The organism is Myxococcales bacterium (assembly GCA_016716835.1).
In the GTDB taxonomy this organism is placed as follows: Bacteria; Myxococcota_A; Polyangia; order Haliangiales; family Haliangiaceae; genus JADJUW01.
In genome coordinates this window covers 429,501-443,341 of sequence record JADJUW010000001.1, presented here as the reverse complement: position 1 = coordinate 443,341, position 13,841 = coordinate 429,501, and the positions used below count along the sequence as shown (strand labels likewise).

The 13,841-nt window shown below is 64.5% G+C and carries 11 protein-coding genes; 3 read left to right on the top strand and 8 right to left on the bottom strand.

Going from position 1 to position 13,841, the window contains the following annotated elements; genetic code table 11:
* Positions 1-379 precede the first annotated feature (379 nt).
* The gene (plsX, locus tag IPL79_01865; GenBank protein ID MBK9069747.1) at positions 380-1,414 is read left to right on the top strand and encodes a phosphate acyltransferase PlsX; all 1,035 of its coding nucleotides are present in this window, start codon (positions 380-382) and stop codon (positions 1,412-1,414) included.
* The gene (locus tag IPL79_01860; protein MBK9069746.1) at positions 1,411-2,526 is read left to right on the top strand and encodes a hypothetical protein; all 1,116 of its coding nucleotides are present in this window, start codon (positions 1,411-1,413) and stop codon (positions 2,524-2,526) included. The genes plsX and IPL79_01860 overlap by 4 nt, the downstream gene beginning before the upstream one ends.
* Positions 2,527-2,908: 382 nt before the next feature.
* Here IPL79_01860 and IPL79_01855 read toward each other — a convergent pair whose 3' ends face one another.
* The 6 genes from IPL79_01855 to IPL79_01830 form a co-directional block, all read right to left on the bottom strand.
* Complete coding sequence (locus IPL79_01855; protein ID MBK9069745.1) at positions 2,909-5,545, bottom strand: VacB/RNase II family 3'-5' exoribonuclease; 2,637 nt, start codon at positions 5,543-5,545, stop codon at positions 2,909-2,911.
* Positions 5,546-5,685: 140 nt separating this feature from the next.
* Positions 5,686-6,792 carry a PQQ-like beta-propeller repeat protein gene (locus IPL79_01850; GenBank protein ID MBK9069744.1) on the bottom strand — a complete coding sequence of 369 codons (1,107 nt, stop codon included), beginning with the start codon at positions 6,790-6,792 and terminating at the stop codon, positions 5,686-5,688.
* A 184-nt stretch (positions 6,793-6,976) separates the two neighbouring features.
* The gene (locus IPL79_01845) at positions 6,977-7,252 is read right to left on the bottom strand and encodes a hypothetical protein (GenBank protein MBK9069743.1); all 276 of its coding nucleotides are present in this window, start codon (positions 7,250-7,252) and stop codon (positions 6,977-6,979) included.
* 121 nt (positions 7,253-7,373) lie between these two features.
* Positions 7,374-8,372 (bottom strand): hypothetical protein, encoded by a 999-nt coding sequence (locus IPL79_01840; protein ID MBK9069742.1) that lies wholly within the window; start codon positions 8,370-8,372, stop codon positions 7,374-7,376.
* A gap of 164 nt (positions 8,373-8,536) precedes the next feature.
* Positions 8,537-8,908 carry a hypothetical protein gene (locus IPL79_01835; protein MBK9069741.1) on the bottom strand — a complete coding sequence of 124 codons (372 nt, stop codon included), beginning with the start codon at positions 8,906-8,908 and terminating at the stop codon, positions 8,537-8,539.
* A gap of 64 nt (positions 8,909-8,972) precedes the next feature.
* Entirely contained in the window at positions 8,973-9,476 is a 504-nt protein-coding gene (locus IPL79_01830) for a GNAT family N-acetyltransferase (GenBank protein MBK9069740.1), read from the bottom strand.
* 131 nt (positions 9,477-9,607) lie between these two features.
* Between IPL79_01830 and IPL79_01825 the strand changes: the two genes are divergently transcribed.
* The gene (locus IPL79_01825; protein ID MBK9069739.1) at positions 9,608-10,441 is read left to right on the top strand and encodes a hypothetical protein; all 834 of its coding nucleotides are present in this window, start codon (positions 9,608-9,610) and stop codon (positions 10,439-10,441) included.
* Here IPL79_01825 and purD read toward each other — a convergent pair.
* Together purD and IPL79_01815 are read right to left on the bottom strand one after the other, a co-directional pair.
* A complete protein-coding gene (gene purD / locus IPL79_01820) occupies positions 10,403-11,698 on the bottom strand; it encodes a phosphoribosylamine--glycine ligase (GenBank protein MBK9069738.1) in 1,296 nt (431 codons plus the stop codon). The genes IPL79_01825 and purD overlap by 39 nt on opposite strands.
* Positions 11,699-11,748: 50 nt before the next feature.
* Positions 11,749-13,593, bottom strand: coding sequence for a hypothetical protein (locus IPL79_01815; GenBank protein ID MBK9069737.1), 1,845 nt, complete (start codon positions 13,591-13,593; stop codon positions 11,749-11,751).
* Positions 13,594-13,841 lie beyond the last annotated feature (248 nt).

The window sequence follows — 13,841 nt, the reverse complement described above, 5'->3', positions numbered from 1 at the left end:
AGGTCTAACGCCTCTCATTGATTCGGCGATAGTATTCCAGTCGCCCCGGCAAGGCAACAGGAAGCAATAAAATTTCAACCACCGCCACGCCCCCGGCCCGGGTAATTAAAAACCCAGGGCCGGGGGGTTGCGACACCAAGTTGGTTTGACCCAAGTCTGGGAAGTATTGTGGTTGCGATATTTTTTCGATGGCGCGCCGGGGCGCTGGCCCCAATTCAAAAATAGACAAGCCGCGCCCGGCGCCTAGCTGAAGTCGTCTAGTGGTGTACTCGTTCGGTGGGGTCGATACGCAGCGGCCTTTTCCGTTCGCAGCGACTCAGAGCAGTTAAGCGCGCACCCCGCCCTCCCCGTTACGCCGCGACTGTGGCAAGATAACCTCATGTTTCGAATCGTGGTCGATGCGATGGGGGGCGACCACGCGCCCGACGAAGTGGTCAAGGGCGCGGCCGAGGCGTCGATGACGCTCGATGCGGAAATTATCTTGGTGGGCGACGGCGCGCGCATCTCGGCCTTGTTGCCATCGCTGCGCTACGACGCCGCCAAGCTGCGCATCTACCACGCCGCTGATTCTATCACCATGGAGGAGCGCGCGAGCAACGCGTTTGCGCTCAAGCCCGACGCCTCGATTGCGGTTGCGGCCAAACTGGTGCGCAGTGGTCAAGGCGACGCGCTGGTGTCGGCGGGCAACACCGGTGCCTCCGTCCTGGCCTGCGCGCGCAATTGGCCACTCATCCCCGGCGTCCGCCGCGCCGCGCTGGCGGCGGTCTATCCAACGGAGCTTAAGCACGGCGATAAGAAGGACCCGTTTGCGCTGATCTTAGACGTCGGCGCGACCATCGAGGCGACCGCGGATGACCTCGTGGCGTTTGCGGTAATGGGCGCCGCTTACGCGCGCATTATTTCAAAAAATCGCGATCCGCGCGTCGCCCTGCTGTCCAATGGCAGTGAGGCCGGCAAGGGCCCGCGCAGCGTGGTGGAGGCGCATGCGCGGCTGTCGCGCGCCGAACTCAATTTCATTGGCAACCTCGAGGGCCTCGATATCCCGCGCGGCGTCGCGGACGTGGTGGTGTGCTCGGGCTTTGTCGGCAACGTCGTGCTTAAGATGCTCGAAGGCGTCTCTGAAACCGTCGTCCGGCTGGCGCGCTATGCCCACAAGGAGCGCCTCACCTGGCGCCTCGAACTCATGGCGCTGTCGAGCGCAATTGAGCAACTCAAAGAAGTCACCGATTGGCGGCAATACGGCGGCGCGCCGCTGCTCGGGTTTACCCACCCGTTCATCAAGGCACACGGCCGGTCAAACGCCCAAGCCATCCACAACGCGATTCGCGTCGCCCATAAATCACTGGCCGGCAACCTGACGCAGCTTATCGCGGCTGAGCTCGCGCAGACGAGCCTTTCGGATGCACGGCCATGAAGCTGCCACCGTGGGTTGGCCCGCTCGCAGACCGCATGCTTGGGCCGCGTTACATGGTGGGCGGCGCGCCCGCCACTGTCGCGCCCGACCATGTCTTTCGTTGGGACCTCGACAAGACCTACCTGCGCACCGAATTTGACAGCGCGCGCGATTTGTTCAAGAGCGCGTTTGAGACCGCCGCGGACAAACAGGCCTATCCGGGCGCCACGGCGGTGCTGCGGGCCTTGCATAGCGAACGCCACCGCATCTGCATCGTCTCGGGCAGCCCGCGGCAAATGAAGGCGGTGCTCGAGGCCAAGCTCGTGCTCGACGGCGTCACCTACGACGAGTTTGTGCTCAAGAACAATTTGCGCAATATCGTTGCGGGGCGGTTTCGCGCGCTGCGCTCGCAGATTCCGTACAAATTGCCGGCGCTGCTGGCGAGCCGCGTCTCCTCGCCACCCGCGCCACGTGAGACCTTATTTGGCGACGATGCCGAGGCCGACGCGATCATCTATTGCCTCTATGCCGATATCGTAAGCGGCCAGGTCTCGCCGGCGACGTTGGCCAAGGTGCTCGAAGCCTCGCGCGCCTACCCCGACGAAATCGAGCTCGTGCTCCGGCTGGCCGCGCAGGTCACCCACGGCGACGTCGTGCGCCGCGTCTTTATCCACCTCGATCGCCGGTCGCCGCCGCAAGGCTTTGACACCCTCGGTGGCCGCGTCGTACCGGTTTATAACTACTTTCAAACCGCGCTCGTGCTTTACGCCGATGGCGTGCTTTCGGCGCGGCAAGTGTTGTTTGTGGCGACCGAGATGTTAGCGACGACGATGTTTGCGCCAACCACGCTCGCCAATTCGCAGCAAGACCTCATGCGCCGCGGCCACTTGCCAGCGGCTACGCTGACCGCCCTCGTCGATGAATGGCTGCTCGTGAGCGACGGCGAGCCCAGCGCCGTGGAAGCCGCGGCGGCGCTGGCGCGGCTCTTTGTCGAGCGCCGGCGCACGTCGCGAGTGAGCGCATCGCTGGCGGCGGCCGAGCTTCCGCACAATGACGAGCCACTCGACTACGTCCGCCTCGTCGACCACGAACACGAGCGCCGCCGCGACCGCCGCAAGCATGGTTTTCGTTAGGCGCGGGCGCGCCAACGGCTCATCAGCTAGCCACCGCTGGAGGCAATCGGCCCCATCGCGATGCGGCCCAGCGGCGCGGCGAGGGCTGCCGGGCCCCGCGTGGGGCTGGCATGAGCATTGCTCAAGTACGATCCGATGAGGTTTAATCTGGCCCTGGCCATCGCCATGCTGATTATGGGGCCCGCGTTTGCGCCCGACGAGCCGATAGCATCGCCGCGAGGTGCATCGCACCTTGCAAACCCGCTAACCAGGGCAAAGGCCCAGCGTTCACCGTCGCGCCATCAAAAAACCAAGGCGATAAGGCAACGAGATTCCGACGCAACGGGCCGCAATCTACGCTGAAGTCGCGGGCGCAGGCGATGTGGAACGAGGCGACGGGCCGCTAGCGCTTTTTCTTCGCGCCGGCCATGCGCCCGCGATGCGAAACTTTTAGCGACAACTTAGCGCCAGGCTGCGCGGCGGCGCGGCTCGGCTTGCCTTTGCCCGGGACCGCGCGCTTGCCCTTATCCTTGGCGCTCGGGCCGGCGGCACTGCGACCCGGTGAGGCATCCCATAGCGACTTTAGCTTGCGGTGCGTCTCCATCTCCTTTTTCAAGGTGGGTCGTCGCGCGCGCGCGCCATCGGCGGCGCCGCCCTTGCGGCCACGCTCAACTCGGGCGGCATCGCTGGCGGCGTCGTCATCCGCTGGCGGATGCACGGTCAGCACCTCGAGCAAATCGAACTCGATGCGGCGTTTGGCTACCGAGACGTCGCTGATTTGGATCTTTACGCGATCGCCCAGGCGGAGCTCCTTGCCCGAGAAACGGCTTTTTAGGCGGAGGCGAATCGGATCAAAGCCGGTGCCGTCACCGAGTTTTTCCGAACGCACCAGGCCTTCGACGAACGGCGTCTCGATTTCGATAAACGCGCCAAAGCTGGTGACCGCCGACACTACGCCCTCGAACTGCTCGCCGAGGCGATCGCGCACCAAAAAGGCGCGATACATCGCGACGGTGTCGCGCTCGGCGTCCATGGCGCGGCGTTCGTGGCGGCTGCTGGCATGCGCCAGCTCTTGCACCACGTCGTTGGGCGGCGTCTTGCCCTCATAGCCGCCGCCGCTTGGCTTGCCTTCGGCGTGGAGTGCGTGCTTGAGCAGCCGATGCGCTAGCAGATCGGGATAACGGCGAATCGGCGACGTGAAATGCACATACTCCGCCGATGCCAAGCCAAAGTGGCCAATCGGCACGATGTCCCACTGCGCCTGCGTCAGCGACCGCAATAGCAATTGCGTCAGCGCGCGCGCCGCCGGCATGGTCGAGACCTGATCGAGCACCGCCTTCATGCCCTTAGGCGTCTGCGCGTTTTCGATGTCGACCTTGATGCCGTAGGTGCCGAGCAGGTCGGCAAACTCGCCGAGCTTTTCCTCGCCAGGTGGCGCGTGGATGCGCCACACCGAGGTCAGCTTGCGTTGATTAAAATAGCGCCCGACGGCCTCATTGGCGCACAGCATGAATTCCTCGACCAGCGAATAGGCGAGCTTGACCGCCGGCGACGCCTTGGCGCGGACAACATCGCGCACCAGCTTAGGGTTGTCGGCGTCGAGCACCACCTTGGGCTCGGGCAGCTCAAGATCGAGCGAGCCGCGCTCCATGCGGATTTCCCGCAGCTTGCGCGACAGCGCAAACAGCGCCTCAAGCTCGGGACGCCACGGCTCGTAGCCCTCGCGTACCGGGCCCGCGCTTGGCTCAAGCACGCACGACACGCCGCCATAATCAAAGCGCGCCTTGGATTGAATCAGCGCCGCCATCGGCTCGCTGCTGGTGATTTTGCCCTTGGCGTCAAACTCGAGCTTGACCACCATGGCACAGCGATCGAGGTGAGGGTTGAGCGAACAAATCCCCGCCGAGAGCTGGATCGGGATCATCGAGATGACGCGATCCGGTAGATACACCGACACCCCGCGCTCCTTGGCCGAGGTGTCAATTGGGTCGTTCCAGCGCACATAGTGCGCGACGTCGGCCACGGCAACCCATACGCGCGTCGCCCCTTTGGCCATTTGCTCGATGCAACGCGCATCGTCGAAATCGCGCGCGGTTTCCGGATCGATGGTGCAAAAACGCAAATGACGCAAATCGGTGCGATCGCGATGATCGGCCTCGATGACCGTGGTCGGCGTCGCCGCTGCCTGCGCCTTGGCGTCCTCGGGAAATTCGACGGGAAAGCCGCCGAGCGCCACGATCTTTTCGGTTTCAGTGATTGGGTCATCCGAGGTGCCGAGCAGCGCGATGACGCTGGCGTCGACGGCGAGCTCGGCGCGCCGCGAGCGCGTGGTGGCCTTGCCAATATCGACGATGCAGGTGCCCTCGCCACCCGGATTTTTTTTGAGAAAGATGCGCGGCAAGTCGATGGCAACCCGCGGGTCGTCCGGCTCGATCCACACCCGCGTGCCATCGCGCTTTAGGAGGCCCGCCACGCGGTGCTTGGTACGCGCCAAGACGCGCACGACCTCGCCTTCGAAGCCGCGGTCGCCGCGCCAAAAACGCAGCTCGACGTCGTCGCCGTCGATGCTTTCGCCGCGGCGCACCTGCGAGACATAGACATCCTTGCCATCGCTCACCCGCACAAAGCCAAAGCCGCCCGGGTTGACCACGATGATGCCGTGCGGCGCCTCGGCGGTGCGATCGCGATCGCCACGCAGCCCTTTGGCCATGCCGCGCTCCGGTGCGGACGTCGGTGCCTGCGTGGGCGTAGACGGTGGCGCTGCGGCCGTCGTCGCCGCGGAAGCCACACCGTGCGGCGGTGTGCCACCCGCGCCGCCGCGCCCCTGCCAAGGCAGCTTGCCTGAGGCAGCGGTTGGTGTGGCCGACGGCTGGCTGTGCGCCGGTTGAGCGTGCTTGTTCGGCGAGGCCGCGTGCTTATCACCGGGACGTCCTTGTGGTGGCAACGCAAACGCGCCCCCCGAAATAACGTCCAGGGCGCCGTCCGACACCATGTCCAGCAGCAGCGTGCGCAGCTGCGCGTGGTCTTGTTTTTGCGCCAAGCTCGTCGGCAAGTGCCAAAAAAGCGCATGCCGCGGCTGACAGAGCGCGTCAGTGCGTCGAGCACGTCATCGCGCGAATAAGTTGATTCCATAAGTTCCTTGTATTCTCGCCTATTCTAAGGCGTTTGGGGTACGTGCTGTTAGGGCTGCGGCGAGCCAAACGCCGAGACGATCCCGTCGTCGCCGGCGACGAAAAGCGTGCCATCGTCGGCCACCCAGGGCGTGCTGTCGACGTCCGCCGCAAACGGCAGGGCAAATACCTGCTCGCCGGTGAGACGCACGCCGTAGACGTGATTGTCCTGGCTGCCAATGACCACGACGTCGCCCGCAATGGTCGGCGAGGCGTGAATTTTGCCGGCGGTCGCGAAACGCCACCGCACCTCTCCGGTGGGCGCGATAGCGTGGAGATAGCCATCGTAGCTGCCGACGAAGATGGTGCCATCAGCGCCAAGCGCCGGCGTGCCGCGAATTTCACCGCCCGTCAGGGTCTTCCATTTTACCTCGCCGCTGCGCGAAATCGCGTACAACGCGCCATCATCGCTGCCGACATACAGCGTGCCGTCGTCCGCGATGGCCACGCCACCGTCGACGTCGCCCTTGGTCCGCACGGTCCAGCGTAGCGCGCCGTCTGGTCCAAGCGCGTACACGTTGTCGTCCTGACAACCGACATAGATCGCGCCGTCATCCGCAAGCGCGGGTGGCGAGGCGACATGCTGAGGCGTCGCAAATTTCCACCGCAATTCACCATTTGGCGCTACCGCGTGCACGCCGTCTCCACCCACATAAATCGTGCCGTCGGGGCCCAGCGTCGGCCCACCGTCGGCGTCGCATTTGGTGCCCGCGGGACCAAATCCCTTAGGGTCGCATTCACCGAGCCGCAGCGACCACCGCGTCTCACCGCTGGGCGCAAACGCGTAGAGATGGTCGTCATCGCTGCCTATATAAATGGTGCCATCGCCCGCAATCGCCGGCGTACTCCACGAGCGCTCGCCGGTCGCGGCGCGCATGGCAATGGCGCCGTCCCGCGACAGGGCATACAAGGCGCCATCGTGCGCCGCGACATAAATGCGCGCGTCGGGCCCCATCACGATGCCTCCGGTCACCGCTGCCCCGATAGACGTTTGCCACCGTGGCGTCAGCTTGGCGACCGGAGCTACGAGTCGTCGGCCCTGATGCCTGGCATCTACGCCAAACATCACAAAAGGGGGCGACCCGTGGGGAATCTCGAGATCCGTCAACGCTACCACCGCCCCAAGCCCTGACGGCGCGCCCTGCGTCTCGTCGCACGCACCTGCCTCGCAAACGCGCGGGGCGCCACACTCCTCACCGCCCTGGCAACGAGGCTGCGCATGGCGCGCTCGGCACCCAGGCAGCAACGCGACCAGCGCGAGCACTAAGCACCCAGGCACCGCCGCGGCGGCGTGCGCCTCGTTATGCCTTGGGGATTTCGTTAGAAAAGCGTTCTGCCAGTTTCTCAAAGTAGCGCCGTGTTTCTTCTAAAACCGATTCGTCTTGATCCGGATACATGCGGATGCCGTGCTCACCTACAGGATCGGTGGTGACCGGGCCAACCGGCAGGCCGCCGACGATCCCCGTTTGCTCGTGATACAAGAGCGCCAGCACTTCGGCGTGGCTTTCCGGAACCAGAAATGTTCGCCGACCGAGTTCGGGGCGCCCATCTTTGAAACCCTCTATGAGTTTCGCCATACTCGCCCAGTGTATCGGAGACGGTCGACGAAACAAACCGAAGTGTCCAGATAAGCCCGCGCCGGCGTTGGCATGCCGCAGTTTTGCGGCAGCGGCATGCGCCAATATCCCACCTCCCTGACTAAAGCGTAACCAGGCTCGCGAGATACGTGATGCCTAGCTGGCGCACGACTGGTCGCTCGGCGCTATCGAGCCCGCCGCCCTTGACCACGCGCAAGTAGACGCTTTGCGGCGTACCCGCCGCGCGGCACCACTCGCCACCAACAACGACGCCATCCTTGCTTTCCAAGATGTAGCTAAGCTGCAGCTCGACCTGCGTGCCCGTGTAGCGCGCCAATTTCAGCGTGGTGCGCGCCTTGAACAGGCTCGATGCGCCAAGTGCGGCGCCATAGCCCGGGATGCCTTCGACGCCGCCAATGCACTGGTTGGCATCCTCGCCGGTGATCGGTTCGAGAGAAGTCTCGTACCCCATGACGACTTGCCGCTCATAATCTCCGGCATACGCATAGTTGATCACAAACGGAGTTTTTTCGGCAGCCATGCCGAGGCCATTAACCAGCGCGATGTACATCGCGGCCGGATGGGTTTTGCCGTCGCGCCCGCCGTCAATATCAAGGGTCGGGTCCACCATGGACGTCATGGCAATCTGTTGTAGATCGCTAATGCCGAAGACGCGCCCTGTGGTCGCATCAAATACCTCGTGCTGTGGCTGGGGCCAAATCACGGCCGCAAGCGCCCAGTTGCTCTTGAGCAGCGAGGCCCACTCCTTTTTCGAACGGTCGCGACTTGGCGCATTAGGATTGGCAAGCCAGTAATAGCTGTCCTGAGTCGCGCCCGTGACGGCCGCCGCGACGTCGTCGGTATAGGACACCGCATAGCCACCATGCCACACCGGCTGCGATGGGTCTAACGCCACCTGGCTATAAGCCTGCAGCACCGTGAGGCGCCGCTCTGCCGTCGGAAAATACTTAGACATAAAGTCCTCGTTGAGCGCGCGCTTGTCGGCCTGGGCATCGGCGTCGTCGACCGGGGAACCTTCATCGAGGCAGCCAGATCCGGCGGTAACCGCGACCATGAGAGCAGCAACCGCTAATTTTTTGATGTTGAGTTGAATTTGCATGGCTAGCCTCAGTTGCAGGTGGCGTGCCACATCTACCAGGGCGTCGCGCACTGCAGGCTAAGTCTGATTTAAGCTACTTATGCCGTACTAGATGCGGATGAAGCGCCCAGTGGGGTCAGCTGCCATGGCCACTCGTTCTGCCGCCAACAGGTGGTGGCTGTATTCTAGGGGACGATAAACACCACGTTGCGCGGGGTATCTTGGCCACCGCCCACGACGACGTCAGGAATGTTGACGGTGTTAAGCTCGCTGTTGCTCGGGGTAATGAGCGCGGCGACCACATCAAATGTGGCGGCATCGAGGTCGATGGTGCCCGACTCAGCGCTGCAAGGCAGCGTCTCGACGATGCCTGCGCCCTGCCCCTGCGCCAACACCTCAATACGCACCCAGCCGCCATTCACATCGCCGCAGCTCACCGCCAGGCCGTCGCTTTCAATTGTCCACGCCACCGTCAATGTGCCGACGTCAGGCGGCGGTGGAGGCGCGTCTTCAAGCGTGCCGCCGCCGCCGCAGCTAGCGGCGCTGGCGAGGACCAAAGCCCAAGCCAGGCGGCAAGATGTCGCTAGAACGACGGTTCGACGTGACGAGGCCATTGGCCTACTATGACACAGTTGCGAGCGTCTTGGCCAATTGAGTTCCGTAGTCGACATAGCCAAGGCGCTGATACCAACGCCGCAGCTCCTGTGACGTGCCTCGCAAGTCAACTACCACCTGCGCGCACCCCAAGGCACTGGCAAATGACTCGGCGATATCGAGCAGCCGCCGGCCGATGCCGCGGCGATGCGAGGTAGGCGACACCGCCAGCATCTGGACCCGCATCTGTCCGTTTTCACAAATCATATGAAAGGCGCCCAAAAACTCGCTGCCACACGTGCTGTCGAGTACGACGAACTTGCCCTGTTTAGCCAGCGCGCTGACGTCCTCTATGTTGGCGGTGCGATCTTCACGCCAGCCGTCGCCGACTTCTGACAGCGTGCTGGAGAAAAACGAAGACAAGCGAACCACCTCATTGGCGTTCGCCGCACGCACGCTGGGTGCGGCGTCAACGAGCGCGTCGCCATTGGTGGTGGGCCGCCGGCCTATGTGGCCAACGGCGCCGTCCATCTCAGTGGTGTGTGCGGGTGTCTGTGGTGCCCTAGCTTCCGTGTAACTCATATGTGATGCCCCCACATCTGACTGTAGCCGAACTATCTGACACCCACGCGTGCGCGCCTGACCCGTGATATAGTTTTTCTATGGCGTCGGGTGTGGGGGATCTCTCCTTCGACATGCAGGAAATGATCGAGCTGCTCGAAAGCGTCGAGCAACTCGCGTCAGACGCCGTCGGCACACTCACGCTCACGCAGGCTGGCGGGAGCAGCGGTGTCATCTTAGTTGAGCACAATCAAATCGCATGGGTCGCCGCCAAAGGCATGGGGGCACGGCTATCAGCGCTGCTGTCGGCCCAGGCGGGGCGCAACTTGCCGCCTGAGGCGCTCGGCGAAATCATGGCGCACTGCAAGACCTCGGGCGAACAGCTCGGCGATGTCTTGGTAGCGCGAGGGTTTCTAAGCGAAGACGGCCTGGCGCGTGCGATGCGTCGCCACACCGCGGAGTCGCTGATCGCGCTTAGCCACGGCGCGCCGGATACGACCTGGACCGCGCGCCAACACAGCTTTGCCGCGCGTCACCTATTTGCCCCGGCGGCCTTGTTGACCGAAATCGGCGCCATTTCCCGCTGGGCCGGCCACGCCCCTAGCCTGGCGTGGCTGAAAGAATGCGGCGCGCGCGGCGCCGCTTACAGCCGCAACGCCACCACCGGCAACACCGGGACCAAGGTCCAGCCGGTCGCCGAGTTTGAGATGGCCAAGCTCGGCTGTCGGTCGCTCTATGAACTCGGATGCACCGCGGCCGCCTCGGTGGAAGCGGTGCGCGCCACGGATCCGCGCTTGCCGTGTGCGCTGTTTATCGATGAATCGGGCTACCGCTGCGTCGGCTGGGCGCGCGGCGTCTTCTTATTGGTGGCGGTGTGTGAAGATGACATTTCATTTTCACGCGTCGTCGGCCGCGTTTACGGCGCCGGCGAATAAGGCCGCGCTCGGGCGCAGGCCGATGTCGCGTCGCAGCTGCTTGCCGGCGAACTCGATTTGGTCGGCGGCGCCATACGCGGCCGCGCGCGCCGCATGCACGTCGGCGCCAAGCGCGGTCACCGCGAACACGCGGCCTCCGGATGTTACGAGCCGCGCGCCCTCGGCGCGGGTGCCGGCGTGAAAGATTTGCACGCGCGCGTCAGAGGCGAGCCTGCCCCCAATCGCCTCGCCCAAGCGCGGCGAAGCAGGATAGCCCGGCGCCGCCACGATGACGCATACGGCCGTCTCGGCCCGCCACGTCACCGCCCCGCTCGCGAGTGTTTTCGCGGCGGCGGCGGCGAGCAGCTCGCCCGCGTTGCCAACCCACCGCATCATAATGGGTTGCGTCTCGGGATCGCCAAAGCGACAGTTGTATTCGAGCAACCACGGCGTGCCATCGGGCGTCACCATGAGGCCCGCATACAGCACGCCGCGATAATCTATGCCTTCGGCAGCTAGCCCCGCGAGCGTGGGGCGCAAGACGTCCGCGATCGCACGCGCGACGAGCGCCTCGCTCACCCAGGCCGGCGAGACTGTGCCCATCCCACCCGTGTTAGGCCCGCGATCGCCATCGTAGATCGACTTATGATCTTCGGTGGCGGGTAGCACGCAGAGGTCCTTGCCATCGGTGATGGCGAGCAGCGATACCTCGCGGCCCTGCAGCCGCGCCTCAATGACCAGGCGCAACCCCGCGTCGCCAAATCGCCCGTCCAACATCTCGCGCGCGGCCTCGTGCGCCGAAGCGGCATCGTCACACACCACGACGCCCTTGCCAGCCGCGAGCCCATCGGCCTTCACCACGACGCGGCCGCCAAGCGACGCAATCGCCGCCGCCGCCTCGTCGAAGGTCGCGCAAACAAAAAACGGCGCGGTGGCGATGCCGTGGCGCGCGAAGAACTGTTTTGAAAAGGCCTTCGAGGCTTCTAGCTGGGCGCCGTCGGCACCTGGACCGAACACGGCAAAGCCTGCGGCGCGCAGCGCATCAGCGACGCCGGCGACGAGTGGAGCCTCGGGGCCAACCACCACTAACTCGGCGTGGCAGGTGCGCGCGCAGGCGATGACCGCCGTGGCGTCTACAATGTCGAGCGGCACGCACGCAGCGCCGCTTGCCGCGATGCCAGGATTCCCCGGCGCACAAGTCACCTCATGCCCCTCGCCGAGAAACTTCCATGCTAGCGCATGCTCACGCCCGCCGCCGCCAAGTAGCAAGATTCTCATTGGTAACTTATTACCTTTCTTTCTCACAAAAGTAGAGCGCGATACCGACGTCACGCCCAACGAATGGGCGGCTGGCCTGCCCGGGTGAACATCGGAAACAGCACGTCGCTGAGATTAGGCACCGAGAGCAGCGGTAGCTTGCCGCCGGCGGCGTGCAAGGGCAGCTCGGCAACGCGCGTGGCGCGGACCGCAAGCCCAAGCGCCCGCGAGAGCTTGGCCACGGGCAGCCGAGCGTTGGGGCCCCCGATGTATTGCAGTTCAAGCCCCGCCTCATCTCGCACCACGCGCAGGAACGCCACATCCGTCGTCGCCTGCAGCTGCCCGTCGAGCGCACGCATGGTGACATAGCGACCGCGGCCGTCCGCAAACACGTGGGCAAGGCGGCCCTCCAGGACCACGGTTCGCCCAGGCGTTCCACACGCGCATGGCACCTTGGCCCAAGCCACCACGTCCCCTAGCGGATAGCGAAATAGCGGTCTGACGTGCGTGTCGGTCGTTGAGATCAACAACAACCCTGGCTCGCCCGCCGCCGCCGGACGTCCTCGATTGAAGATTTCGTAGTAGACATTGGTTTCAATGAGGTGCCACGCCCCCCGTGCGCAGCTGATGGCGATCGCGCCCACCTCGCCGCAGTGGTAGAGCGCGCGGCCCCGCCGCCCGATGCGGCGCTGAAGCTCACGCCGCTGAAAGCTCCAAGACGCATTGGTCGCGTAAATCAGCTCGCGCAATGTCGACGGCACCGCAAAGCCCTCGCTGCAGGCCCAGCCCATCAGATATTGCGCATCGGCCGCGAGCGCGGTGGTGCCAAACGAGGCCAAGGCCTTGCTAACGCGCCGCCACGCCGGAGCAGACGCGGTGGTGGGGTTTTCGCCGGGGCTTATGATCCGCTTCCTGGGGCCTTCCATCGCGGTACGAAACCGGTTGGGATCAGGCAGCCAGCCAAACAAATTGGCGGGCCGATTGAGCGCGACGAAGCGGGGACGCTCCGGCCTGGCCCAATACGCCTCTTCGGAGGCGACGCGATGGGCCTTGACCGGCGCCTCATAGACCACCAACGAGGACTCGCCCGTGGTCCCGCTTGAGCCACCGACATAGTAGGCACGGTCGTGGAGCGCCGCCGCTAGTGGCACCGCCATCGACGCCTCAAGCCCGGCTTGCCAAGCCGCCTTGGGCAGAACAGGCAGCCGACCAAACGGACCGGCCTCGCGCCAAAAGGGAATAGTGTGCTTGGCGACCTCTAGGCTGCGGGCGACACGCCGCCGCAAATAGGTTGGCGCATCTCCGTGGATCAACCCACACTGCCGCGCGACGGCATGCAGGATTTCGTTGCCCGAAGCGCCGGTTGGCCAGGGGACCGCAAACTTCTTGTCATCGCAGTGATGCAGCAGCTCTAGCTGGCCCACATGGCGGCGCCAGACGAGATCGCGACAGATCCTTGCAGGTAAGGTCGCACCACACGCGCGCAATGTCGCCTCCAATAGGTGTGTCAGGGCTGCGCTTGGGCGAACGCGGTTGGGCTCATAGGCAATTAACACGGCTGCGTGTTTTTGCTGCCACAAGGCGCGTCGCAGCGCAGGCATCAGCTGCACCATGCGCGCAACCGAGCAGCGCACCTCAAACAAGACGGGCTCAGGCCGGCGGCCGACGCTGCGCGCAAGCGATCGCTGTCGCGCCGTTGGCGCCAACGTCGCGCGCGCGCCGTGCCGGCAAAACCACGCTGCCAGGTATTGAACGGCATAGTGACTGCCTGGCGCCACGGCAGGTTGCGAGATGGCCAGCCCGCCGCGCTCAACGCGCCACAGGATGCCGATGGTGTGCGGTTGGCGCAGCCGCGACACCCAAGCCGCATTGGCGGATGGAGGGCTCCAGCCTGCGACTTCAAGGACGTTACCCATCGTCCCCAACCTATCACGCGGGCGATCTGCGCCAACTCGCGACTGGGCGACTTGGCCTTAGTGAAACGAACTGTAGATCGGGCGAATTCGCTTCAATTCAGGCCCCCTCGACGGTGCCGGGACGCCCAGATCCAAAGCTCACTAGCTGTCCAGTTCTGGGGGAACGACGCCCGCAGTTGTCACTCCGTAAGTAGATGACACATCAGGCTTAGCCAGGCAGTGCGCTGGCGATGTCTAAGCGGCAGCGG